This window comes from Cutibacterium avidum ATCC 25577, from assembly GCF_000227295.1.
GTDB lineage: Bacteria > Actinomycetota > Actinomycetes > Propionibacteriales > Propionibacteriaceae > Cutibacterium > Cutibacterium avidum.
Map to the genome: position 1 here is coordinate 345,338 of NZ_JH165054.1, position 23,845 is coordinate 369,182.

Consider the following 23,845-nt stretch of genomic DNA (forward strand, 5'->3'; position numbering starts at 1 on the left):
CATGACGACCCGTTTCGTTCTCGCATCGAAATCGCCCGCCCGACTGCGTATGTTGCGCTCAGCCGGCATCGAACCCGTCGTCATCGCCTCGGGAGCTGACGAGAGCCGCCTTCCTGGGGAGGACGCTGCCACCATGACGGCCCGGCTGTGCCGCCTCAAGGCCCACTCGGTCATCGGCTCCGGTGCCCTTGACGAGCACCCCGCCGACCGGACGATCGTGGTGGCCTGCGACTCCGTACTCAATCTCGACGGACGTGTCCTTGGCAAGCCCCACACCGCTGACCGTGCCCGGCAGTGGTGGCGCCGGATGAGAGGTCACCAGGGCGTCCTCGTCAGCGGACACCACATCGCCGTCATCGAGAACGGTCAGATCCGCGAGCAGACCCGCGTCGGCCAAACCGTCGTCACCTTCGCAGATCTCACTGACGCCGAGATCGATGCCTACGTCAGCAGCGGCGAGCCGGCCAAGGTGGCTGGTGCCTTCACCATCGACGGCCTGGGCGGCGCCTTCATCACCCGTATCAATGGCGACCCCCACAACGTCACCGGCATCTCCCTGCCATTGGTGCGTCAGATGCTCATGGACCTTGACGTCGAATGGTCCTCGCTGTGGAACGGGCCCAGGGGCGGGCACCTGTCCTGAGCCAGGGTATGCGCGGCACTGACCCGCGCGGGACCGACGCTCAGCGGTGCCGGAGGGTCAGCCCAGCAGCCTCATCGGAGCTCGTGAACGCCCCGGTCCAGCCCGTGGTGTCGGGGCTGTTCGAGGTGAATGTCAATGACCCATTGCCATCCCCGGTCACCGTGAACCCCGACGCAGGCAGGTTCTGTGCCAGGAAGTCATGCATCTTTCCGGAAGTGTCGGGCTGGGTGAGCAGGGTGATGTTGTTGACGTGATCGACCCGCATCGTGACGTCAAGCCCCTGGGGTAGACGGAAGTTCCGCGGACCATATTCGAACCCCAGGCTCGCCAGGGTCTCCTCCCCAGCCGGTGCCGGGGTCGGTGAACCGATGGCCGGGGTGGGCACGGCTCCCTCGTGCGAGGGAGCGCACCCTGCCACGACGAGCAGTGCCGTCGCTACGACCGCTGCTCTGGACCTCATGCCGGTGATGCTATCGCGATGTCACCTCACAGCTCGTCGCGCAGCACCGGGCACGACATGCACCGTGGGCCACCACGTCCTGACCCCAGCTCCGAGCTCGGAATCGTCAGTACCTCGATGCCGGCGGCCTCCAGACGAGCATTGGTGTTCGTGTTGCGCTCATAGGCCACCACCACGCGTGGCGCCAGGGCGAGGGTGTTGTTGCCGTCATCCCACTGCTCACGCTCGGCGGTCACGGGGTCGAGGCCAGTGTCGATGACGCGCATTCGCTCGATCCCCAGAGCGTCGGCGGCGGCCGTCAGGAACGGTGTGGGCTCACCGATACGAATGTCGTCACCGACAGGAGTGAGCGGAACAGCCGTCAGACTGTCGGCAATCTGCGGGTACATGACGACGGCGTCGACGTCGACCATGGTGCACACGGTGTCCAGGTGCATGGTGGCGCGCTGCTGATGGATCGGCACTGCCAGCACGGTGTGCGCCACTCCCAGCTCGAAGGCGGTACGCGCCAGACGCTCGGCCCCCGACGGAGTGGTGCGCTCCCCTACACCGATCGCCATGACCTGCTCACCCAGATGCATGACGTCCCCACCTTCCAGGTTCTCCAGCCGCCAGCCGTAACAGTCACCGTGCCCCCGGAACCTCGGATGGTGACGATAGATGAGGTCAGTCAGTTGGGTTTCGCGGCGCCGTGCTGGCATCGTCAGGGATGTCACGGCCGGGTGGTTACCCACCCAGACGCTGGAGTCGCGGGTGAAAAGCAGGTTCGGAAGCGGGTCGATGATGAAGTCCTCGGGAGCCAGCAGGCTCGTCACCAGGCTGCGGGGTGCAGCGGGTTCGACGGTGGCCAGTTCACCATTGGACAGACCAGCCATGAGCACCTTCGTCAACATCTCGCTGGACAGCTCTGACAGACGCTGACGCAGGTATCTGCGCAGCCCGTCGCCATATCTCAAATCGGTGAGCAGATCGTCAAGGGCCTGCTGCCGAGCAACCTCGTCGTCAAGGGTTTCGCACAGGAGCTCTCCGAGCAGGAGGACCTCGACGCCGCGGTCCTCAAGGATCGAGGCGAAAATGTCGTGGTCACGCTGGGCCTGGTCGACCCACGGCATTGCATCGAAGAGGAGCTTGTCGTTGTTGCGAGGGGTCAGTCTGCGCAATTCGTCGCCGGGGCGATGCAGGATGACTGTCCGCAACCGCCCGACTTCGGATCTGACATCGCACGTGCTTTCTGCCATGACGGTAGCCAACCACAACCCGGGATTGCTCGCTGGCAAGACGAGTACGGTTGCGTCATGGAAACCCCCACGACGTCGGAAACTTCACACAACGACCAGCACACCAAGAAAGTCCTCGTGACCGGGGCGACGCGCGGCATCGGACGGGCGATCGCCGAGGAACTGGGGCGAGACCACCACATCATCGTGGGAGGACGCCGCCGCGAGGCCGTCGAGAAGGTGGTCTCTGAACTGCCTGACGCCTCCCCCTTCGTCGTCGATCTGACTGACGAGGAGGCCACCGCGGCGGCCGTGTCTCAGCTGGACAGTCTCGATGTTCTCGTCAACAGCGCCGGGGTGAGCGCCGCGTCACCCGGCGAGATCGCAGCCCAGACCCGCGAGGAGTGGCGTCGAGTGCTGGAGATCAATGTCGTCGCCGCCGCCGACCTCACTCGCCTCGTGCTGCCCCTGCTGAGGACCAGCCATGGCGACATCGTCATGATCAATTCCGGATCTGGTTTCTTGCGGACCCCGGCTGGCGGTGGGGTTTACGCGGCCTCGAAGTACGCCCTGCGTGCCCTCACACATGCCCTGCGCGAGGAGGAGCGTGGTGTCGTACGGGTGACGTCAATCCACCCCGGTCGTGTCGACACCGACATGCAGGTGGAACTGCAGGCCCAAGCCGGACGTCCCTACGACGCCTCCGAGCACCTGCGGCCACAGTCCGTCGCCGTCACCGTTCGCGCGGCCCTGGAGGCCAGCCCCGAGGCCATGATCGAGGAGCTGTCGGTGCGTCCGGTCTTCCGACGCTGACCCCCCAACTTCTGTGATCATGACGGGTCAAGTCATGAATGATCAGGCCCGGTAATTACCTTGGTAGACGCAGTCGAACGGGGCGTTGCCGTGCATCCGGTTCTCGATGGCCGAGACGACGACCTGCTTGGCGGCGCGGGCGGCGTCCAGCGGACTGGCCCCCTTGGCGATCTCCGCGGTGATCGCGGCAGCCAGCGTGCAGCCAGCACCGGAGACGCGCTCCTGACCGACGGCGGGAACCTCGAGGACCTCGCAGTCGTGGCCGTCGTAGTAGACGTCCAGGGCGGTGCCGGTGTTCAACAGGGTGCCGGCCTTGGCGATGACGACCGGAACTCCCTGGTCACCGATCTTCTTGGCAGCATCCTTGAGGGCCTCGACCGAGGTGATCTCGTCCACGCCGGCGAGGGTCTGCGTCTCGAAGAGGTTCGGCGTGATGACGTCGGCATGCGGCAGGATCTGCTCACGCAGGGCGTTGTCGGTGTCGAGGGCGGCACCCGTCTCCTGGCCCTTGCAGATGAGGACGGGGTCGAGGATGACCTTGGGGAACTTGTAGGCCTCCAAGGCCTCGGCGACGACGCCGATGGTCGTCGGGGTACCGAGCATGCCGATCTTGACGGCGTCGATCTGGCCGTGGACGGCGGCGGCGGCCTCGATCTGATCATGAATGACCTGAGGATCGACCGGCACGAATCGGTGTCCCCAGTCGTTGTCGGGGTCGAAGGAGACGATGCAGGTCAGGGACGTGCATCCGAACACCCCGAGCTGGTGGAAGGTCTTGAGGTCGGTCTGGGCTCCGGCGCCACCGGAGGCCTCGGACCCGGCAATGGCTAGTGCAATCTTCGTCACGTCGGCCAGTTTAGGAGTCTTGCCCGGTGATGTCGGGAGTTGCCGGGGAGTGACCACGACACCGTCTGAAATTGACGGAACCGCCCATGGCGGCGTCAGGAGGTCCCTTCTTGGGCCGTCCGCGGTCCTTTCCGGTAAGCGGCAGGGCCAGGAAAGCACCCCGCTGCACAATTCGATGACGATGGACAGAGACGACCCGAGGTCAATCTGGCGCAGCACGATCTGTCCAGCCGCGGGGTGTCTCACATGTGCCGGTACGGCATGCAGTCTTACCTAATTGATGCAATCTGAGGACGAGAGTTCTGCACTGTCAGACGCCTATTGGTCTCCTCAGATCCAGTCTTCCTTACGGAAAACCAGGTACAGCACGAGGCTCGACACGATGATGAGCCCGACGGAGATCCACAACCCCAACGGTCGGCCATCACCCAGGAAGGGAACGTTCTGTCCGAACCACCCCGTGATGAGGGTTGGGACGGCGATGATGGCAGCCCACCCGGCCAACTTCTTCATGACGGTGTTGAGTTTGGCGTCCTGGATGGACAGATTCGTCTCGAAGATCGTCGCGACGAGGTCCCGCAGGGAATCGGACCATTCCGAGACGCGCATGGAGTGGTCGTACAGATCGTTGAAGTACGGCTCGAGGACCCGGGGAACAGCCATGGCTTCCCTGCTCGGACGGCTGATTGTCGAGACGATCTCGCGCATCGGGAGCACGACTCGACGAAACTGCACCAACTCCTTGCGCAGCCGATACACCCGCAACTGCACTTTCTGGGTGTCAATCGAGTCGTCGAAGAGTTGATCCTCGACGAGCTCCACGACGTCGTCCAGGTGCTGGACGACGTCGAAATGACCGTCGACGAGGACGTCGAGAATGGCATGGACGATGCCCATCGGGCCGTTCGAGACCAGATCGGGGTTGGCGTCGAGGCGGTTGAGCATCTCCTTGACCTCGGGCAGGTCGTCGCGATGGACACTGACGACGCCATGTTCGAACACCCACACCGAGACCCGTGACACGATGAGGCGACTGTTGGGGTCATTCGTCTCGCCGATCGTCGCGGCATAGGTCGTCAGGAAGAGATGGTCGGGATAGCGGGTGACCTTCGGACGCTCGCCGGGGGCCTCGGCATCCTCGACGGTGTGGAACTCCAGATCGAGTTCGTCGGCAAGGGTGTCGATGGCCTCGCGATCGGGAGCGGTGAGGTCATACCAGCTCAGTGTCTGATCATCGGCGAGTTCGTCGCTCAGAGTTTCCAGGGGGACTGATTCGGCAACGACCTTCCCGTGCTGCCACACCCGGGAGGAGAGGTGGGAAAGACTCATGGGGTCTCCTCACGTAGAGCGCCGTCGTCATCCCCATCCGAGCTGAAGATGACGTGGTCAGACGAGTGCAGCGCGGTCTCGATGCGACGGCGATGACGCGGGGCCATCTCGGGCAGGTCGTCGACGTCGAAGAAACCGGTCTGGCTGGACTCGTCGTCACCCACTCGCGGCTGCCCGCTGATCCATCGGCACAGGAAGTCGTGATCGAGGAACTGGCAGCGGTCGCCATTGGGGTAGGTGATGGGGGCCGCGACATTGACACGGACCAGGCGGACGATCTCCGCCGTCACCCCGGTCTCTTCCCGAATCTCTCGAAGGATGGCCTCGTCAGGTCTCTCCCCCGGCTCGATGATTCCGCAGACCGGTGTCCATGCTCCGGTGTCGGCACGTTTGACGAGCAGAACCTGGGGTCCGCGTGGCCCCTGGCGCAGCACGACCGCGCTACTACCGGACAGCCACAACGGGTCATGACCGATGTGACGTCTGAGGTCCACGATGAACTGCGGTGTCGCCATGACCGTCAGGCTAGCGGCCGAGTGAGCCGTGGTCGCAGATCCACGGCGGCCTCGCGGCGCATTCGCGATGGCAATCCCGGTAATCCGAGCAGGAGCTGCCACCACACCGGGCAGTTGCCATCGGATCTTCCGGGTGTACCACGCGACGTCGATACGGCACTTTCGGAACCAGAAGACGTGGACAGTGACCATGGACGAACGCTGACCCTTTAGACTCGCCGTGAGGGGCACCCGCCCCGAGAGCCGATCGGAGGAACCGTGGACAGGACCATCAAACGGGTACTCGTCGCAAACCGTGGCGAGATCGCGGTGCGCGTCATCCGTGCCGCCGAGGACGCCGGTATTACGAGCGTGGCTGTCTATGCGGATTCGGACTCCGAGGGTTTGTTCGTCAAGCTTGCCGACGAGGCCTTCGCCCTCAACGGCGTGACCCCTGCTCAGACCTACCTTGACGTGGACAAGATCCTCGACATTGCCCGTCGGGCCGAGGTCGACGCGATCCACCCCGGGTACGGGTTCCTCTCCGAGAACGCCGACTTCGCCCAGGCTGTCATCGACGCCGGGTTCATCTGGATCGGCCCGCCGCCGGAGGCCATTCGAGCTCTCGGCGACAAGGTTCAGGCCCGTCACATCGCCCAGAAGGTCGGCGCCCCGCTCGTTCCCGGCACCGCCGACCCGGTCAACGGCCCGGAGGAGGTCGTCGAGTTCGCCAAGGAACACGGCCTGCCGATCGCTATCAAGGCCGCCTTCGGAGGCGGCGGTCGCGGCCTCAAGGTCGCTCGCTCGATGGACGAGGTCATCCATCTCTACGAGTCTGCGGTGCGCGAGGCCGTCACTGCTTTCGGACGCGGCGAGTGTTTCGTGGAGCGCTACCTCGACAAGCCGCGTCACGTCGAGACCCAGTGCGTCGCCGACCAGTACGGCACCGTGCAGATCATCTCGACCCGTGACTGCTCCCTGCAGCGTCGTCACCAGAAGCTCGTCGAGGAGGCCCCGGCGCCGTTCCTCAGTGACGAGCAGCTGACCCGTCTCTACGAGTCCTCCCGAGCCATCCTCAAGGAGGCCGGATATGTCGGTGCCGGAACCTGCGAGTTCCTCGTCGGCCTGGACGGGACCATCAGCTTCCTCGAGGTCAACACCCGTCTGCAGGTGGAGCACCCGGTCTCCGAGGAGGTTGCCGGGGTCGACCTGGTGCAGATGATGTTCCACGTGGCCCAGGGCGGCCACCTCGAGCCCGAGGATCCGAAACTGCGCGGCCACTCCTTCGAGTTCCGCATCAACGCCGAGGATCCCGGCATGGGGTTCATGCCTGCGCCTGGCACCCTGACCTCGTGGCAGCCGCCGTGTGGCCCCGGTATCCGCGTTGACGAGGGCTACCACTCCGGCATGACTGTTCCGGGAGCCTTCGACTCCCTCGTCGGAAAGCTCATCGTCACGGGGGACTCCCGAGAGCAGGCTCTGGCCCGCGCCGCCCGGGCCCTCGACGAGATCGTCATCGACGGTATGCCGACTGTCGTCCCCTTCCACCGTGCGGTCGTCAAGGACCCTGCCTTCACCGCAACCGACGGTCACTTCAGCGTCTTCACCGACTGGATCGAGACCGAGTTCGACAACAAGATTGAGCCCTACACCGGTTCCTTGGGCGAGTCCGCCGACACCGAGCCCCCTCGCGAGGTTGTCGTGGAGGTCAACGGCAAGCGGGTCGAGGTGCGCATCCCGGCATCCCTGCACGGCGCCCGTCAGGCCCCCAGCACGAAGTCTCGTCGCCCCACCCGTCGCAACCGCGCGGGACGTCACACCGCGGCGACCGGCACATCGGTGGCATCCCCGATGCAGGGAACCATCGTCAAGGTCAATGTCGTCGAGGGCGAGCAGGTCAACGAGGGCGACCAGATCGTCGTCATGGAGGCCATGAAGATGGAGCAGCCTCTGGCCGCCCACCGCTCGGGCGTCATCCGTGACCTCAATGCCACGGTCGGCTCGACGGTCGCCTCGGGCGAGGCCATCTGTGAGATCGTCGATGAGTGAGGTTTGCAGCGTGATTTTTCTTGTGAGTGTCCATTTCAGAGAGCATTCTGGTGATCATGTCCGGTGACCTCCTGCTCTTCCTGCTGTTCTTCGTGGGACTTGTGGCAACGACGGCATCACTGATGCGTGCCCAGCGTCAGTCCCGCGAGGTGGAGGCCCGACGCGCCAAAGCCATCGAGGCCAAGGTCTCGCAGATGCGCCAGGAGACCGAGGAGGACGTCACCACCTTTGGCGAGGCCCTGCGCGATCTCGACATGGAGATGATCGGCAAGGAGGTGTCGGCCGAGGGCCGCAAGGACTGGAACATGGCCTTGGACTGCTACGACCGCGCCAAGACACTCATGGCCCAGGACAAGGGCACCCGCTCGATCCCGCTCGTCACCGAGACCCTCGAGGAGGGCCGTCACTCCATCGCCTGCGTGCAGGCCCGCGCCAATGGCGAGCCGATTCCTAAGGTGCGTCCGCCGTGCTTCTTCGACCCGGCTCATGGCCCGTCGACCACTGACGTCATGTACTCCCCCGACGGCGGAGTCGCGCGCAAGGTTCCGGCCTGCGCCGCCGACGCCCAGCGCATCCAACAGGGGCGCTCCCCGTGGATCCGCACCGTCGACGTCAATGGCGCCCAGCTGCCCTACTGGCAGGCTGGCCCGGACTACGCGCCGTGGGTGCAGGGCTACTACCGCCGGTATGAGTCCGACCCAGTCATCAGCGGACTGGCCGTCGGTGGTCTCGGCCTTGTTGGTCTGGGGCTCTTCTCAGCCCTATTTGACGACTTCTGATCCTTTGTCGATCCTCAGAAGGACCCCTCGGCGATTCGTCGAAGGGTCCTTCTCACGGTGTGTCTCGTGGCAGGTTCACACCACGACGTCACTCCACAAAGTTCTGCAACCGTCGGGCAGCCTCTGACACCGATCCCGACAGGGATGGGTAGACGGTGAAGTCGTGCTGGAAGGCGTCGACGGGGATCCGCTCGGCCACCGCGACCGAGATCGGATGGATGAGTTCGCTGGCCCGCGGGGAGACGACGACGCCACCAATGATGTTGCCGGTGGCAGGACGGCAGAAGAGTTTGACGAAACCGTCTTGGATTCCCTGCATCTTGGCCCTCGGGTTGGTCGATAGGTCGAGTCGGGTGGATCGGGCCTGGACCTTTCCGGAGTCGACGTCGGTCTGCGTCACACCCACCGTGGCGATCTCGGGAGAGGTGAAGACATTCGAGCACACCAAGGACAGGTCGAGGGGTTGGAGGGCCTGGCCCAGGGCGTGCCACACGGCGATGCGCCCCTGCATGGCTGCCACGGATGCCAGGGCGAAGACGCCGGTGCAGTCTCCGGCAGCATAGATGCCCGGCACGCTGGTGCGCGAGACCTTGTCAACGGTGATGTGGCCACGCGGACCGACGGCAACACCGACCTCCTCCAAGCCGAGGTCCGAGCTGTTCGGCGTTGATCCGACGGCCATCAGGACGTGGGATCCGCGCACGGTCCGGCCGTCCTCGAGACCGACGACGACGCCATCACCGTCACGCACCGCAGAGACCGCGCGAGAGCGGGACAGGATCTGCATGCCGCGAGATTCGAAGACCTGCTGCAGCACACGAGCTGCATCGGGGTCCTCGCCGGGGAGCACTTGCTCACGCGAGGACACCAGGGTCACCCGACATCCCAGTGAGTCGTAGGCCGACGCGAACTCAGCACCTGTCACACCCGATCCCACCACGACGAGGTGTTCGGGGATCTCCGTCATCGAGTACACCTGCTTCCAGGTGAGGATGCGGTCCCCGTCGCAGCGAGCCTCCGGGAGCTCACGCGGGGTCGTGCCGGTGGCGAGCAGAACGATGTCGGCGTCGATGATCTCGTCATCATTGATGATGACCCGGTGCAGGTGGCCCGGAGCGCCCGCGGCCAGACGGGCACGACCACTGACGAGGCGCACCCCCTTGCGCTCCAGGCCGCGGCCAATGTCGTCGGACTGGGCCTGGGCCAGACGGCGTACACGGGAATTGACGGCGTCGAGATCGACCTCGAACTTGTGGGTCTGGCGAAGGCCGAGCTCGGGTGCGCGCCGCAGGGTCGCGGTGACCTCGGCAGTGGCAATGAGGGTTTTCGAGGGAACACAGTCGGTGAGGACGGCAGCTCCTCCGATGCCGGTTTCTTCCACGACGGTGACGTCAACGCCACCTGCCGCCGCGACGTTGGCGGCCTCATAGCCCCCGGGCCCAGCTCCAATGATCACCATGGACGTCATGACCGCATTCTTTCAGCCATGGCGAGATTTCTGTTGACATCGAGAGAAATTGCTTACCCCGACAATGAGGTTGCTCCAACACACGTATCGACGCTGCTCCTCCGGACTCGGAAGACGGCTGCGAATGGGCCGGGGGTTCGCGCGCCCGGATCGGCGAAAACCTCTAGGGTTGACCCCATGACGACACCGGATTTCACCGATCCCCAGGCCATCGCCCGCGATGCTGCCGATGCCATCCGTTCCCGCCTCTCGCTCACCAGCGTCGATGTGGGCCTCGTGCTCGGCTCGGGCTGGTCCGCCGGGGTTGATCACCTTGGCGAGACGATTGGACGGATCCCGCTCGGCGAACTGCCTGGATTCTCGACACCGGTCGTTGCCGGGCACGGCGGCGACCTGGTTGCTGTCAAGCTGCCCACCGGCAGGACCGCCGTCGTTCTGACCGGACGCACCCACTTCTACGAGGGACGTGGAGTCGAACCGGTTGTCCATGGAGTGCGCACCGCCGCGGCTCTTGGCGCCAGCACGATGATCCTCACCAATGGCTGCGGAGGCCTCGACCCGTCCTGGGGTCCGGGAACCGTCGTCGCCATTCGCGACCACATCAACCTCACAGGTGCCACCCCGCTGCGTGGCGCCACCTTCATCGACATGTCGAGGGCATGGACCCCGGCACTGCTCGAGGTCGTCGAGAAGGTCTCCCCGGGCACCCCGACCGGCGTCTACGCCCAGTTCCGCGGCCCCCAGTATGAGACCCCTGCCGAGGTCCGCATGGCTCGCACCATCGGCGCCGACCTCGTCGGCATGTCGACCGCGCTTGAGGCCATCGCCGCCCGGGAAGCCGGACTCGACCTGCTCGGCCTGTCCCTGGTCACCAATCACGCCGCTGGTGTCACCGACGCCCCGCTGGACCACGCCGAGGTCATTGCCGCTGGCAAGGAGGCCGCTCCCCGGCTGGCGGGTCTGCTCGCTGACATCACGGCTGCCATCTGATCCACTCCCACACCCATCGAGGAACCATGACCACCACACAACCCGAGAGGCTGTCCCCCGAACTCGTCACCCAGGTTCAGTCCTGGCTCGACCAGGACCCTGATGAGGCCACCCGCACCGAACTGTCCGACCTGCTCACCCGTGCCCAGCGCGGTGACTCCGAGGCCGTCGCGGCCGTTGAGTCGGCCTTCTCCGGCCCGTTGACCTTCGGTACCGCTGGCCTGCGTGCCGCTCTCGGACCCGGACCGTCCCGGATGAACAGAGTCGTCGTCCAGCGTGCGGCTGCCGGATTCGCGGCCTGGCTGCGTGCCCACGGCGAGAAGGAGGGGTCGGTGGTCATCGGTTTCGATGCCCGGCACAACTCTGACGTCTTCGCCCGGGACACCGCCGAGATCATGGCGGGGGCCGGGTTCCACGCCTTGCTGGCCGACTCCCCCATCCCGACCCCGGTGACCGCTTTCGCCATCAAGCATTACGGCGCAGTTGCCGGCGTCATGGTGACCGCCTCCCACAACCCGCCGGCCGACAACGGCTACAAGGTGTACCTGGGTGACGGCTCCCAGATCGTGCCTCCGACCGACACCGAGATCGCCCACGAGATCGAGGTCGTGTCGGCCGATCCTGTCGGGGCGATCCCGCGTGGTGACGACATCGAGCTCATCGGCGACGAACTCATCGACGCCTACGTCGCCCGTGCTGCCGAACTGACCACGGCCAACCCGGACGTCACCTGGGTCTACACCGCCATGCACGGTGTCGGAACCCGCGTCGTGCGTCACCTCGTCGAGACGGCCGGTCTGCCGGAGTTCGTCGGTGTCGCTGAGCAGCTCGACCCGGACCCGGACTTCCCCACCGTGGCCTTCCCGAACCCCGAGGAGCCGGGCGCCATCGACCTGGCCATCGCCCAGGCTCGCAGGCATGACGCTGACGTCGTCATCGCCTCTGACCCTGACGCCGACCGTTGTGCCGTTGCCGCCGTCATCGACGGTGACTGGCGGATGCTCACCGGTGACGAGCTCGGAACCCTGCTGGGTGACGACGCCCTGCGTCGTGGTCTGGACGGGGTCTACGCCAATTCGGTGGTCTCGTCGACCTGTCTGGGACGCATGGCCAAGGCAGCAGGACGCGAGCACCGGATGACCCTGACCGGTTTCAAGTGGATTGGCCGCGTTCCCGGCCTCGTCTTCGGTTATGAGGAGGCCATCGGCTACTGTTGCGACCCCTCCCATGTGCCGGACAAGGACGGCATCACGGCCCTGGCGACGATCATGCGTCTGGTGGGTGAGCTCAAGGCCTCCGGCACCACGATCTCGGAGCGACTCGACGAGATCTGGGCCACCCATGGTCTGCACCGCACCAGCCAGCTGGCCGTGCGCGTCACCGACATGTCGATCATCTCCGACGCCATGGACCGTCTGCGCAGCCAGCCTCCGGCCACCCTGCTGGGCGACCCCGTCGACGTCTGCGACCTCGACGACCCCAGCAATGGGTCCGGGCTGCCCCAGCAGAACGCCATCGAGCTGGCTGGACCTCGCGTCCACGTCGTTGCTCGTCCCTCCGGCACCGAGCCCAAGCTCAAGTGTTACCTCGAGGTGCGGGCAACTCCTGAGGAGTCGTCGGCCGACCTGCCGGCTGCCAAGTCCACGCTGGACGCCGAGATGATCACTCTGCGCGAGGAGATGGCCAAGGCGCTCGGGATCTGACGCGATTCTGACAAGGAATTCCGACACAATGTCGCCGCCCCGGACTCGATCCGGGTCGGCGTGTTCCTTCTCACCGGTCGGGGTCATGGGCAGCTGGTCGACGACGATGGACTCGGCAACATGAGAGGGGGATTCCACCTGGGCCGGGGAACGAGGTTCTCGCCGACGCTGATGATCATCTCGTCCTTGTGTCCGGCTAGCCATGGCGGCCTCGCCGATCCGGGTGCCGTCCTGGGGCGGCCTCCCCGTCCGAATCAGCCATCGCCGGGCGGTCGAAGGGGCACAGGCCGGTATCCCAGAAGGTATTCAGCGGTACCGTAACCATTGGGGATGCTCGACGTATGAGCGCAGTGGCTCCGGATCAGAACCCATGAAAAGGATCCTTCCACGTAAGCCGTAATAGCCACCGGTAGATTCCCCTTTCTCACCGTGTGAGGTCACTTGTACGCGGCGAATGAACCCTTTGCTCCTACATCGTCGATCATGCGACATCCCCGGTGTGCCGTGATAGCTCTCCTTCCTACCGACCGTCTGCCCCCGATGACCCATTCCGTCGAGCTGTCACGCATCACCGAATATGACGCCGGTACCGTTCTCGACGCTGGTGGGGATGCCCAGGTCAATCTCGACGAGGATGCTTCCGGGGGACCACGGGAAATGGTCATCAGGTCAGCGGCACCACCGTCACCTGGGAGACGAAAAACATCTCGGATAGCGATCCCCAAGTCCACTCACTGACCACCACTCCTCTTCAGAAAGGGTGTCGGTCGAATTGGGGTGCCTTACACTGATTCCATGCGACGTACCCCATTCGCCGTATTAACAGCATTCCTGCTGACGCTTTTTGTCGCCGTGGTACCGGCCGTTCCGGCCCAGGCCCAGGGCGACGAACGCATCACGGCTTACAACGTCAACGCCACCCTTGATCGAGACGGCGACGCTCGAGTCACCCTTGACCTCACCTACGACTTCGCCGACGCGGACAGACACGGGCCTTACCTGACCTTCGTCACGAGACAGTCACTCACCGATAATCCCGGCCACGTCCGCCATGTCACCTACAGTGACATTCATGCCTCGAGCCCGTCGGGAGCTCCGGCCAACCTCCACGAGGAGAATGGCGGCGCACTACAGCTGCGCATTGGGTCTAAGGACCGGACCGTCACCGGTACGCAGAAATACCGGATCACCTACATGGTTCACGGTCTCATCGGTCGGGACAACAAGGAATCTCACCTCGACGAGATCAACTGGCGCATCTTCACCAATGTGGACGTTCCCGTCGACAACTCCAAGGTGACCATCACGGCACCCGCCAATGTGACGAGGGTCTATTGTGAGGTCGAGGACGGCGAGTGCGACACCTCCTCAACGGGCACGAAAACCGTTACCTTCTCGGCCCGCAAGATTGATGCCAACACGACCTGGCGGGTGGTGGCCGGTGTCCCTGCCGGTACCTTCACCTCCGCTGCTGACGCCACGGTGACCGAGGAGAGCGAGGTCACATCGGGCTCTCGGGCCGACCTCCCGCAGTACCTCACCGTCATCCCCTACATTGTCGCCGTCGTTGCACTAGGCCTCATCGGCCTCGGGGCGTCCCTGTTCCGCAAGCGCGACATGGAGTTTGCCGACGAAGCCCCTGGGTTCATTCCGGCACCTGATTTGCAGCAGGTCCGGCGTCGACGCGGAAAGGTCGAGGGGCCCATCCTCGTCCATCCGCCGGCTGGCATCACCCCGGCACAAGCAGGAGCCCTCCTCGACGGCAATGCCGACACCAATACCGTCACCGCCGGCATGCTCGACCTTGTCGCTCGGCACCATCTGTCAATTAACCAGGAAGAGCCTTCCGGCCTGGTGTTCAAGAAGCCCGAGTGGCGGTTCAACTGGCTGCGCGGGGAGGACTCGTTGGCGCCTTGGGAAGCTCGTCTCCTCGGTTCCCTCATCGGCAGCGGCAACAGCATCACCACCAGAGAACTGCGTCGCCAGAATGGCAACATTGCGCTGCCGAATGCCAAGAAGGACCTCGACGAGCTCAACGACCAGGCCGGCTACTTCACGAAGTCCCATCGCCAGGCACGGCTCGGGATCGTCGCCATCGGGGTCGCCCTGATCATCCTCGGCATACTCGGGTTCGTCTCCGGATTCCCCTTCCTGCTCGGAGGCGGAAGCGCCATTGTCTACTTCGTCCTGACCTTCGTCACGTTCGTGGCCGGCATCCTCTTCCTCGGCCTGTCCCGGAAAGTCCGACCACCTCGCAGCGCTCTGGGCACCGCGATGACCGATCAGGTGCGGGGATTCCGCGACTACTTGGCCACCATCGAGGCGGAGCAGATCCAGATCGAGGAGGACCTCGACATCTTCTCGGCCTACCTTTCTTGGGCCGCGGCCTTCGGCATCGTCGACCGCTGGGTCACCCTGTTCGAACAGCTCGAGGCTGAGGGACGCTGGTCCCCCGACCCGATGTGGTACCCGCTGTACGGCTACGGATATCACCACAACCAGTCCTTCGCCTCGGCCTTCAACGACATGACCGAAGCGATGTCGTCGTCCATGACGGCAGCAGCGTCGTCCAGCACCTCGAGCTCCAGCTCCGGATTCTCCTCGGGATCCTCCGGCGGCTTCGGCGGTGGGGGCGGTGGAAGCTGGTGACACCCTGGACTCCCATGGTGGTCGAGGGCGACGACACCGTGCCACCGGGATCAGCGAATTCACCAGGAAACTGAGCCACGCCATGCGGTTGGCGGCAAGAGCCCTGCGAGACCAATCCCTGAGGCGGTGCTGCCCCTTCCATCGTCGGCAAATTCGTGGGCGCTCCATGGTCATGATGGGCCTGCCGATAGACTGATCAGCCGTGGCGCGCACAATCATCCTGTTGGCAGGACCCTCAGGGGCCGGGAAATCCCGTCTGACCCATATGGCTGAGCTGCCTGAACTGCGCCTTGACGACTTCTACCACGATCATGACGAGCCCGGCCTCCCCCGGGTACGCGGCATGGTCGACTGGGACGACGTCGCCTCCTGGAACCTTCCAGCGGCTGTGGAAGCCCTCGGTGAGCTCGCGGCCGACGGGCAGACCGTCGTTCCCCGCTACGACATCTCGAGGTCTCGGGCCGATGGCACCCACGTCGTCGATGTGGGAGATGCGACAGCCGTCGTCGCCGAGGGGATCTTCGCCCTCGACCTGCTCGATCCGTGCCTGCGAGCCGGCATGGAGGTCCTGCCCATCTGGTTGGATCGTCCCCGCTGGTTCAACTTCGCCCGTCGTCTCATCCGCGATCTGCGACAGCACCGCAAGTCCCCACCCGTGCTAATTCGTCGCGGTCTGGCCCTGTGCCAGGCAGAGCCTGCGCTGCGATCACGGGCCATTGTCATGGGGTTCCAGCCGATGAGTATGAGACGGGCGAGTGCCACCGTCGCGGCCCTCATGGACTAGTCACAGTCACCATGGACTGAGTGCCGGAGGGTTTTTCAACCTTTTGATCGATGCCGAGGAGCCTTGTGCTCCGTAGTGTCGGTGGGGTCGAAAGGAATGCCGTGACAGACAGCACCTCCGCCGCCACCGCGGCCCAACCCGTCCCCGGACGCTGGAAGGCCCTCGCCGTCCTCGCCGCCGGGCTCTCACTCATCATCCTGGACGGGACGATTGTCGGTGTCGCCCTGCCGACGATGATCTCGGCCCTCAACCTGAACCTCACTGATGCACAGTGGGTCAGCGCCATCTACAACGTCATCTTCGCCGCTCTGCTGCTTGGCGCCGGGCGTCTCGGTGACCGGGTTGGCCGTCGTACCACCTTCGCCGCCGGTGTCGTGCTCTTCATCGGAGGCTCCTTGCTCGCCGCGATGGCGTCCGGTTCTGGTTCACTCATCGCCTCGCGCGCCGTCCAGGGTGTTGGTGGTGCGCTGGTGCTGCCGTCCACCCTGTCCTCGGTGAACTCGCTGTTCCAGGGCAAGGACCGCGCCGCGGCTTTCGGCATCTGGGGCGCCGTCATGAGCGGTATGGCCGCTCTCGGCCCGCTGCTCGGTGGAGTCCTGACCGAGTACGCCTCCTGGCGCTGGATCTTCTGGGTCAACCTGCCCTTGGGTCTGCTCGTGCTGGCGGGAATCGCCGCATGGGTGCCACAGACTCGTGGCAAGCAGGCCGGGAAGGGCGTTGACGTCGACGGTCTGCTCACCTCGGCCCTCGGCTTCGGCCTGCTCGTCTTCGGCCTCATCGAGGCCACCTCGCTCGGCTGGTGGACCAAGAAGGAGACCCTCAAGGTCTTCGGCTGGTCGTGGCCGGAGAGCTGGTCGATGTCCCCGGTGCCGTGGGCGATCGCCATCGGTCTGGTCTTCATCGCACTGTTTATCGGGTGGGAGAACCACCGCGCCAAGGTCGGCCGCGACGCCCTGATCGACCTCACCCTGTTCCGTGTCGGCACCTTCTCCTGGGGCAACCTGACCGCCGCGACGGTGGCCATTGGTGAGTTCTCGCTGATGTTCGTACTGCCCCTGTTCCTGGTGAACTCGGTCGGTCTGTCGACGGTGCGCACTGGTGTCGTGCTGGCCGCGATGGCCCTGGGTGCCTTCTTCTCCGGGGCCTCGGCCCGTCACCTGGCAGCCCGTGTGGGAGCTCCTGGCGTCGTCGTCCTCGGACTGACCCTGGAGGTCGTCGGCGTCGGACTGCTGGCCTGGACGGTCGGCGCCCAGGCATCGACGTGGTTCGTCATGCTGACCCTGGTGGTCTACGGCATTGGCCTCGGCCTGGCATCGGCTCAGCTCACCTCGACGGTGTTGCATGACATTCCCCAGGAGCACTCGGGAGCGGGCTCGGCCACCCAATCGACGGTGCGTCAGCTCGGCTCGGCCTTCGGTGCCGCGATCGCCGGGTCCGCCCTTGGCTCTGCGATGAGCCACACCATCCCTGACGAGGTGTCCTCGATCAGCGGTGTGCCGACCAAGGTGCTCGACAAGCTGGTCCGGGCCACCCAGGACTCGGCTGGATCCGCCATCACCGGGCTGCGCAATGCCCCTCCCGGCAGCCCGTCCGTCCGTCCACTGGGCGACTCCCGGGACGCCGTCATTCACGGCCTGGAGACCGGGTTTGCTCACGCAGCGGCATGGTCGATCGGGTTCTCGGCCCTCTTCCTGGTGCTCGGGCTGCTCGGTTCCTTCATGGTCATGCGTCAGGCTCACAAGCAGGAGGCGTGACAACTCACGGGGACGCTGTCGGCCCCGAGGAATACCCTGAGCGGAATCCTTGGTCGCACCTGACCGGTGATGGTTTCTGGAAGGGCGTTCAGCATGGCATCGAGCATGACAGTGCCGCAGTGGCTGCGCAGGCTGTTGCGTCATCCCGAGCGTGCGACACCGAAAGACCTTCGCGATCTCTCCGCGATGGTGGACGACTCCGACCGAATTGTCCCGATGTACCGAGGCCGAGACAATGGCCGGTGGCGTCAGGAGATCGCGGCCCTCAAGCGTGAGGGTGACTACGAGCAGGCGTTGGTCCTGGCATCCGGATGCATGTTCTCGATGTTCTCGATGGCGCAGGAGGCCCCTGACACCGCCGACGAGTCCTGGGTCATCGAGGTGGCGAAGATCCTCCGCCGGATGAGGTACTACCCCGAGGAGGCGCGGACGATCGAGTTCTGGCTCAACCTGGGTATCGAGTCCTCCCGGATCGACGAACACCTAGACCTGTGGAAACGTCGGGCCAGGGCCCAGGAACTGTGGGCCAAGGTGGAGGGCCGCGACGCCACGGAATATCACGAGGAATGGAGACGTCTGGTGGAAGCCGGCAGACGGACGAAGGACACCATGTCCTTGGACTGGACCGTCGTCAGTCAACCCCCGGCGCCGCACGCCGTGGCCCCCATCCGGAAGGGCCGCGCGACACGGACGCCCCGACATTCCAAACTGATTCCCTCACCGGAACAGATGGCCTGCGACACCTTCGTCGCCGTGGACTTCGAGACGGCCAACCGGCAGGGCGGGGTGTCCGCATGTCAGCTCGCCATGGTCAGGGTGAGTGAAGGCCGAATCGTCGACCGATTCAACTCCCTGCTGCGTCCTCCTCCCGGATGGGACGCTTTCCAGTTCACCTACCTGCACGGCATCTCCGCGGCAGATGTCCAGCACTCCCCGATGTGGCCTGAGGTAGCCGACGAGATCTCGGAATTTGTCGCCGGCTCCCCCGTCTACGCCCACAATGCCCTGTTCGACTCCCGGGTGTGGCGCCAGCTCGACGAGTACTTCGGCACTGTCACCCTGCCGTCCCCGTTCTTCTGCTCCTACCGGACGGCCCAACGCCTCATCCGTGGTCTGCCCAATTACAAGCTTCCGACGGTGCTTCAGGCCTGTGAACCGAATTACCACCTGAATCACCACCGGGCGGACTCCGACGCCGAGGCGTGCGCCCTCATCGTCTGCCAATTGCAGCGACTGGCCAGCCAACTCTGACCTCTCGCCCCCAGCCGGTACCCGCCGGGTACTACACGGAGCTGCCAGAAACTGCCCGGAACCGACGATGGTGACGTTGCCATTGTCGGTTTTTGGCAGATCCGTGTATCAGGACTGCGGGTTGACCGGGGCCCATTCCGGACCAGTCTCGGCAAGCTTGGCGTCCAGCTTGCGGAAGATCGGGCTGGGCTTGGCCAGCAGGGTTCCGACCGCGATCTCGCGACGCCCCCACGAAGCCTTCTCCGAAGCGTAGTCACCCATGAGGATGGGGGCAGCACCGTCGGTCTCGACGAGCTCGGGCTGGGCCGCCCACACGCCTTCGCCCCCCAGCGCCTCGTATATCTTCTGGGCCGAGTGCGGCATGAACGGGGTGAGCATGGTGTTGACGTCACTGACGACCTGAAGAGCCACGTGCAGCACGGTGTCGCGGCGCTCCGGGTTGTCCTTGAGCTTCCAGGGCTCTTGGGCGGAGATGTAGGCGTTGGCCAGTCCGACAATCCTCATAGCCTCGGTGATGGCGGCCTTGAACTTGGCGTGGGCCAGCAGGTCCCCGACGGTGTCGAATCCGCCAGCCGAGGCGTCCAGCAGTTCGCGATCGGCGTCGGTCAGCTCGCCGGCAGCCGGGATCTCGCCACAGTTCTTGAAGGCCATCGAGATGGACCGGTTGACGAGGTTGCCCCACTCATTGGCCAGCTCGAAGTTCACCCGTCGGACGAACTCCTCCCAGGTGAAGTCGGTGTCCTGATTCTCCGGGCCGGCCACCGCGATGAAGTAACGCAGGGCGTCTGGTCCGAACTCACGCAGGAAGTCCCCGACGAAGATGGTGGCACCACGCGAGTTCGAGACCTTCGAACCACTCATGGTGAGGAACTCACTGGAGACGATCTCGGTCGGCAGGTCGAGGATGCCGAGCTCCGCGGAGGGCTCGCCTCCCTTGTCACCACGTCCGTTGGTGCCCAGCAGGATGCCGGGCCAGATGACGGAGTGAAAGACGATGTTGTCTTTGCCCATGAAGTAGTAAGAGCGGGCGTCATCGTCGTTCCAGAACTCGCGCCAGGCATCTGGCTTGCCGATGCGCCGGGCCCACTCGATGGAGGACGACAGGTAGCCGATGACGGCGTCAAACCACACGTAAATGCGCTTCATGGGCTCGTTCTCCCAGCCCTCGACCGGCACCTTGACGCCCCAGTCGAGATCACGGGTGATGGCGCGTGGACGCAGCTCCTCGAGGAGGTTGTGGGAGAACTTGAGAACGTTGGGACGCCAATCGGTGCGGGTGTCGATCCAAGCCGTCAAGGACTCGGCGAGGGCGGGGAGATCGAGGAAGAAGTGCTCGGTCTCGCGGAACTCGGGAGTGGCCCCGGTGGTCTTGGAACGCGGATTCAGCAGATCGGCCGGGTCGAGCTGACGACCACAGTCGTCACACTGGTCACCGCGGGCGTCGTCGTACCCGCAGATCGGGCAGGTGCCCTCGATGTAACGGTCCGGCAGGGTGCGACCGGTGGACGGCTCGAAAGCACCCATCTCGGCCTTCTTGACGACGTAGCCGTTCTCGTGGAGGCGGGTGAAGATCTCCTGGGTGACGTGAGCGTGGTTGTCCGTCATCGTCGAGGTGTACAGGTCGTAGGACAGGCCAAGGCCCTGCAGGTCAGAGGCGATGATGCGGTGATACTTCTCGGCGCACTCCTGGGCCGTGAGACCCTCCTGATCAGCCTTGACCGAGATGGCGGTGCCGTGGCAGTCCGAGCCGGAGACCATGAGAACTCGGTGGCCCGACATTCGCATGTACCGGGCAAAGACGTCAGAGGGGACACCGAATCCGGACACATGGCCGATATGTCGAGGCCCATTGGCGTAGGGCCACGCGACGGCGGCAAGAATGTTGGCACACATGGTGCGAAGTCTATCGGAACGCACCCTCGCGGCCGCATCGTCCCGCGGCCAGCGTCACCGCGACGTCACAGGCGTCGGTAGGCCGTCACAAGTGGTGGTGGCCCCACTTGGCCAGCCGGTGATGGTGGTCGAAGACCTTGTCGACGTCGAAGAAGTCCCGGTAGATGTGGGGGGTGTGACGCATCCCGTATCCGTCGACGTGCAGTCTGCTCTGCACGACGAGGCCGAGGTCGGGCCGCTGGTTCACCGTCGTGCCGTCGGACACGTCGCAGATGACGTCGAAACCAGCCTCGCGGATGACCTTCATGAGGGGGCCGTCCAAGGCGGCCAGAGAACCGAACGGGGTGATGTACAGGGACGTGGGGCCCAGGAGTTCGCCGACCTCCCGCTTCCATTTGGCGGTGTCATCGGCAACCCACTCCCGGGTCATCCGTTTCGAACCCAGGTCAATGTGTCCGTAGGAGTGACTGGCGAAGGTCCACCCCCGTTTCCTCATGAGGGCGATGATGGGCTTGACGGCCTCCTGTTGGGCGGCCCGGTTGCGCTCGTGACGGTCAGTCCGGTAACCCAGGATGCCTTCGTACCCAGTGAGCCCCAGGGTCGCGGCCGCCCCGTTGAGGCTGAATTCAGGATGGGCACGCAGGTACCCGTCGAGCAGTCCGACGATGCAGTTCGTGGGCTCCTCGAACTGCCTGCCGGTCGACGGGTCCTTGCCGATACTCGACAGGTGCCCGGTCGAGTCGATGATGATCCGGTCCATGAACCCCTTGCCCAGGAGGAAACGGTTGAAGCTGAGGTCGTCGATCGACAGGACGAGGGGCTTGTGACCGCGAGGCACGCGCAGCTCGGGGTTGGGCACCACGGCGTGACCGCGACGCACGAAGCAGTCGGCCAGCGAGACGAGGACGTAGTGACGGGCGCGCAGCTCGTCGATCAGGGCGATGGCCTCCGACCGGGTGATGTACCAGTCGTCGAAGTCCTGCCCCTCCTCGCTGGCGAACGCCATGCGGGGGAAGGGGATGATCTGGTGGATGAACAGATGCTGGACGGTGCCGTGGAAGGGTTCCAGATCGGGCTCGGCCCAGTGCTCGCGCACCGGTTGCCAGTCGTCGACACGGGTGGGAGAGGTCACGGAGGTCGGCGAGGTCGTGGGAGTCGGTGACCCGGGAGCCGCCCCTCGGCGGGTCGGCGTCCCACTCGGGGCGGTCGACGCCCCGGACTCCTCGCCGGACGAGCCGCTCGAGACCCTCTCGCCGGATTTCTCCGCGCATCCGGTGAGAGCCATGAGGGTGGCCCCCATGAACCAGTCACGCCTCGAGAACCGCTTGTGCACCATGCCCACGCTCCCCGATCAAAGATAGGACGGTCACCTCATGGTGTCAGATATGTGTATTACCGATATCCCCCACCATCGCGTACGACCGTACCCTGATGGAAAATCAGCTTCCACCCATGGGGACCGCGCCGCCACAGCGACGCGCGTAACGACTCCCGCGCCCCGGACCTGTGGCGCCAGCGCAGCAGGACGGTCTGCTCGGACAGCCTCACCACGCCCAGCGCCTCGATGCCGACACGGCTTCCGAGTGTCTGGCTTCGGGCCTCGGCCAGCACACGGCCCCTCGTCCAGATCCTCCCGCTCACCCCGTGTTCGACGAAGTCCTCGTCGAGCAGCTCGGTCAACGCCTTCTGACGCCGGTAGGGGTCGGGGTCGACGAGTCGGCGCTCCAAGGCGACGAGTTCGGCAGTGAGCACCTGGTCGGGATTGGCGGGGGCAGGCGGAAGGTCGAACAGCTCCGACTGGGCCTCGACGGCCTCCTGAGACCGGTCCGATCCGGCCGAGAGGGAATCGTCGGCAACTGTCATCCCCGGTCCGTGGTCGACCGGGGTGCCGTCCCGGAAAGCGGTGGCAGCGGCCCGAGCTCGCACGTCCGCGGCCTCGTTGAGGGCATGGCCCGCATGCCCCTTGACCCACTCGAAGGTGACGTCACGCCCACGCAGCTGGACGTCGATCTGCTCGAGCAGGTCACGGTTGAGGACGGGTTTTCCGTCGGCCTTGCGCCACCCCTTGCGCTTCCATCCTGGCATCCACTTGGTGCAGCAATTGATGGCGTACTGGGAGTCACACAGGATTGTCAACGGCTCACTGAGGCCGCCGGTGGAACGCAGCAGGTCGAGGACGGCCATGAGCTCGCCCATGTTGTTCGTGCCGCGCGGCCAACCGCCCGCAGCCCAGGTGTCGTCGTCGATGTACCAGGCCCAGCCGGCTGGTCCCGGGTTGTCGAGGGAAGACCCGTCGGCGGCGGCCACGATCATGACTTCTCCTGTTGGTTGGTTACTCGGTCCAGGTCGTCGATGCCGAATGCCTGCGGGAGCACCTCGGCCATCGTCTGCACCCCTGCCGGGGTGTCGATGAGCATCGTCGGACCGCCATGTTCCCACAGCAGCTGACGACACCGTCCGCACGGCATGATCGTCGTCCCCATCGCATCGACGCAACAGAAGGCGAGGAGATGTCCCCCTCCCCCGGCCACCAGGTCGCTGATCAACCCGCACTCGGCACACAGGGTGACACCGTAGCCAGCGTTCTCGACATTGCACCCGACGACGACGCGACCATCCTCGGCAAGTCCGGCCGCGCCCACCGGGAAGTGGGAGTACGGCGCATAGGCACGCTTGGTCAGTTCACGGGCGCGACGGCGCAGCGCCTCCCAGTTGACGTCCAC

At 65.1% G+C, this 23,845-nt stretch carries 20 protein-coding genes; 10 read left to right on the plus strand and 10 right to left on the minus strand.

Going from position 1 to position 23,845, the window contains the following annotated elements; all coding sequences use genetic code 11:
* Nucleotide 1: 1 nt before the first annotated feature.
* Entirely contained in the window at nt 2–643 is a 642-nt protein-coding gene (locus HMPREF9153_RS01530; RefSeq protein ID WP_015582264.1) for a Maf family protein, read from the plus strand.
* 40 nt (nt 644–683) lie between these two features.
* Here the strand turns inward: HMPREF9153_RS01530 and HMPREF9153_RS01535 are convergent, their stop codons facing one another.
* Nucleotides 684–1,103, minus strand: a complete 420-nt coding sequence (locus tag HMPREF9153_RS01535; RefSeq protein WP_004808883.1) for a hypothetical protein — start codon at nt 1,101–1,103, stop codon at nt 684–686.
* A 26-nt stretch (nt 1,104–1,129) separates the two neighbouring features.
* The gene (locus tag HMPREF9153_RS01540; RefSeq protein ID WP_004808884.1) at nt 1,130–2,341 is read right to left on the minus strand and encodes an arginine deiminase; all 1,212 of its coding nucleotides are present in this window, start codon (nt 2,339–2,341) and stop codon (nt 1,130–1,132) included.
* A 57-nt stretch (nt 2,342–2,398) separates the two neighbouring features.
* On the opposite strand from HMPREF9153_RS01540, the gene HMPREF9153_RS01545 reads away from it, so the two are divergent.
* Nucleotides 2,399–3,133, plus strand: a complete 735-nt coding sequence (locus HMPREF9153_RS01545) for an SDR family oxidoreductase (protein WP_004808885.1) — start codon at nt 2,399–2,401, stop codon at nt 3,131–3,133.
* A 42-nt stretch (nt 3,134–3,175) separates the two neighbouring features.
* Here HMPREF9153_RS01545 and HMPREF9153_RS01550 read toward each other — a convergent pair whose 3' ends face one another.
* From HMPREF9153_RS01550 to HMPREF9153_RS01560, 3 genes are all read right to left on the minus strand, one after another.
* Nucleotides 3,176–3,979 carry a hydroxymethylpyrimidine/phosphomethylpyrimidine kinase gene (locus tag HMPREF9153_RS01550; protein WP_036979534.1) on the minus strand — a complete coding sequence of 268 codons (804 nt, stop codon included), beginning with the start codon at nt 3,977–3,979 and terminating at the stop codon, nt 3,176–3,178.
* Between the two features lie 330 nt (nt 3,980–4,309).
* Complete coding sequence (locus tag HMPREF9153_RS01555; protein WP_004808887.1) at nt 4,310–5,308, minus strand: magnesium transporter CorA family protein; 999 nt, start codon at nt 5,306–5,308, stop codon at nt 4,310–4,312.
* Nucleotides 5,305–5,823 (minus strand): NUDIX hydrolase, encoded by a 519-nt coding sequence (locus tag HMPREF9153_RS01560; RefSeq protein ID WP_036902000.1) that lies wholly within the window; start codon nt 5,821–5,823, stop codon nt 5,305–5,307. Before HMPREF9153_RS01560 ends, HMPREF9153_RS01555 begins: the two co-directional genes overlap by 4 nt.
* Before the next feature lie 258 nt (nt 5,824–6,081).
* Between HMPREF9153_RS01560 and HMPREF9153_RS01565 the strand changes: the two genes are divergently transcribed.
* Together HMPREF9153_RS01565 and HMPREF9153_RS01570 are read left to right on the plus strand one after the other, a co-directional pair.
* Nucleotides 6,082–7,851, plus strand: a complete 1,770-nt coding sequence (locus tag HMPREF9153_RS01565) for an acetyl/propionyl/methylcrotonyl-CoA carboxylase subunit alpha (RefSeq protein ID WP_004808889.1) — start codon at nt 6,082–6,084, stop codon at nt 7,849–7,851.
* A 56-nt stretch (nt 7,852–7,907) separates the two neighbouring features.
* Nucleotides 7,908–8,630, plus strand: coding sequence for a hypothetical protein (locus HMPREF9153_RS01570; protein ID WP_174266627.1), 723 nt, complete (start codon nt 7,908–7,910; stop codon nt 8,628–8,630).
* A gap of 88 nt (nt 8,631–8,718) precedes the next feature.
* On the opposite strand, the gene HMPREF9153_RS01575 is transcribed toward HMPREF9153_RS01570, so the two are convergent.
* A complete protein-coding gene (locus HMPREF9153_RS01575; RefSeq protein WP_004808891.1) occupies nt 8,719–10,098 on the minus strand; it encodes an NAD(P)H-quinone dehydrogenase in 1,380 nt (459 codons plus the stop codon).
* Nucleotides 10,099–10,275: 177 nt separating this feature from the next.
* Between HMPREF9153_RS01575 and HMPREF9153_RS01580 the strand changes: the two genes are divergently transcribed.
* The 6 genes from HMPREF9153_RS01580 (at nt 10,276) to HMPREF9153_RS12545 (ending at nt 19,229) form a co-directional block, all read left to right on the plus strand.
* The gene (locus tag HMPREF9153_RS01580; RefSeq protein WP_004808892.1) at nt 10,276–11,088 is read left to right on the plus strand and encodes a purine-nucleoside phosphorylase; all 813 of its coding nucleotides are present in this window, start codon (nt 10,276–10,278) and stop codon (nt 11,086–11,088) included.
* Nucleotides 11,089–11,114: 26 nt separating this feature from the next.
* A complete protein-coding gene (locus HMPREF9153_RS01585) occupies nt 11,115–12,791 on the plus strand; it encodes a phospho-sugar mutase (RefSeq protein WP_004808893.1) in 1,677 nt (558 codons plus the stop codon).
* A gap of 795 nt (nt 12,792–13,586) precedes the next feature.
* Nucleotides 13,587–15,440, plus strand: a complete 1,854-nt coding sequence (locus tag HMPREF9153_RS01590; protein ID WP_004808895.1) for a DUF2207 domain-containing protein — start codon at nt 13,587–13,589, stop codon at nt 15,438–15,440.
* Nucleotides 15,441–15,705: 265 nt separating this feature from the next.
* Nucleotides 15,706–16,224 (plus strand): uridine kinase, encoded by a 519-nt coding sequence (locus HMPREF9153_RS01595; protein WP_015582253.1) that lies wholly within the window; start codon nt 15,706–15,708, stop codon nt 16,222–16,224.
* Between the two features lie 101 nt (nt 16,225–16,325).
* Complete coding sequence (locus tag HMPREF9153_RS01600) at nt 16,326–17,978, plus strand: MFS transporter (protein ID WP_174266628.1); 1,653 nt, start codon at nt 16,326–16,328, stop codon at nt 17,976–17,978.
* Between the two features lie 729 nt (nt 17,979–18,707).
* The gene (locus tag HMPREF9153_RS12545) at nt 18,708–19,229 is read left to right on the plus strand and encodes a 3'-5' exonuclease (RefSeq protein WP_237726264.1); all 522 of its coding nucleotides are present in this window, start codon (nt 18,708–18,710) and stop codon (nt 19,227–19,229) included.
* A gap of 108 nt (nt 19,230–19,337) precedes the next feature.
* Here HMPREF9153_RS12545 and metG read toward each other — a convergent pair whose 3' ends face one another.
* The 4 genes from metG to HMPREF9153_RS01625 form a co-directional block, all read right to left on the minus strand.
* Nucleotides 19,338–21,122 carry a methionine--tRNA ligase gene (gene metG, locus HMPREF9153_RS01610; RefSeq protein WP_004808900.1) on the minus strand — a complete coding sequence of 595 codons (1,785 nt, stop codon included), beginning with the start codon at nt 21,120–21,122 and terminating at the stop codon, nt 19,338–19,340.
* Nucleotides 21,123–21,207: 85 nt separating this feature from the next.
* Complete coding sequence (locus HMPREF9153_RS01615) at nt 21,208–22,458, minus strand: polysaccharide deacetylase family protein (RefSeq protein ID WP_004808901.1); 1,251 nt, start codon at nt 22,456–22,458, stop codon at nt 21,208–21,210.
* A 56-nt stretch (nt 22,459–22,514) separates the two neighbouring features.
* Nucleotides 22,515–23,435, minus strand: coding sequence for an RNase H family protein (locus HMPREF9153_RS01620; RefSeq protein WP_004808902.1), 921 nt, complete (start codon nt 23,433–23,435; stop codon nt 22,515–22,517).
* Entirely contained in the window at nt 23,432–23,845 is a 414-nt protein-coding gene (locus HMPREF9153_RS01625; RefSeq protein ID WP_004808903.1) for a cytidine deaminase, read from the minus strand. The genes HMPREF9153_RS01620 and HMPREF9153_RS01625 overlap by 4 nt, the downstream gene beginning before the upstream one ends.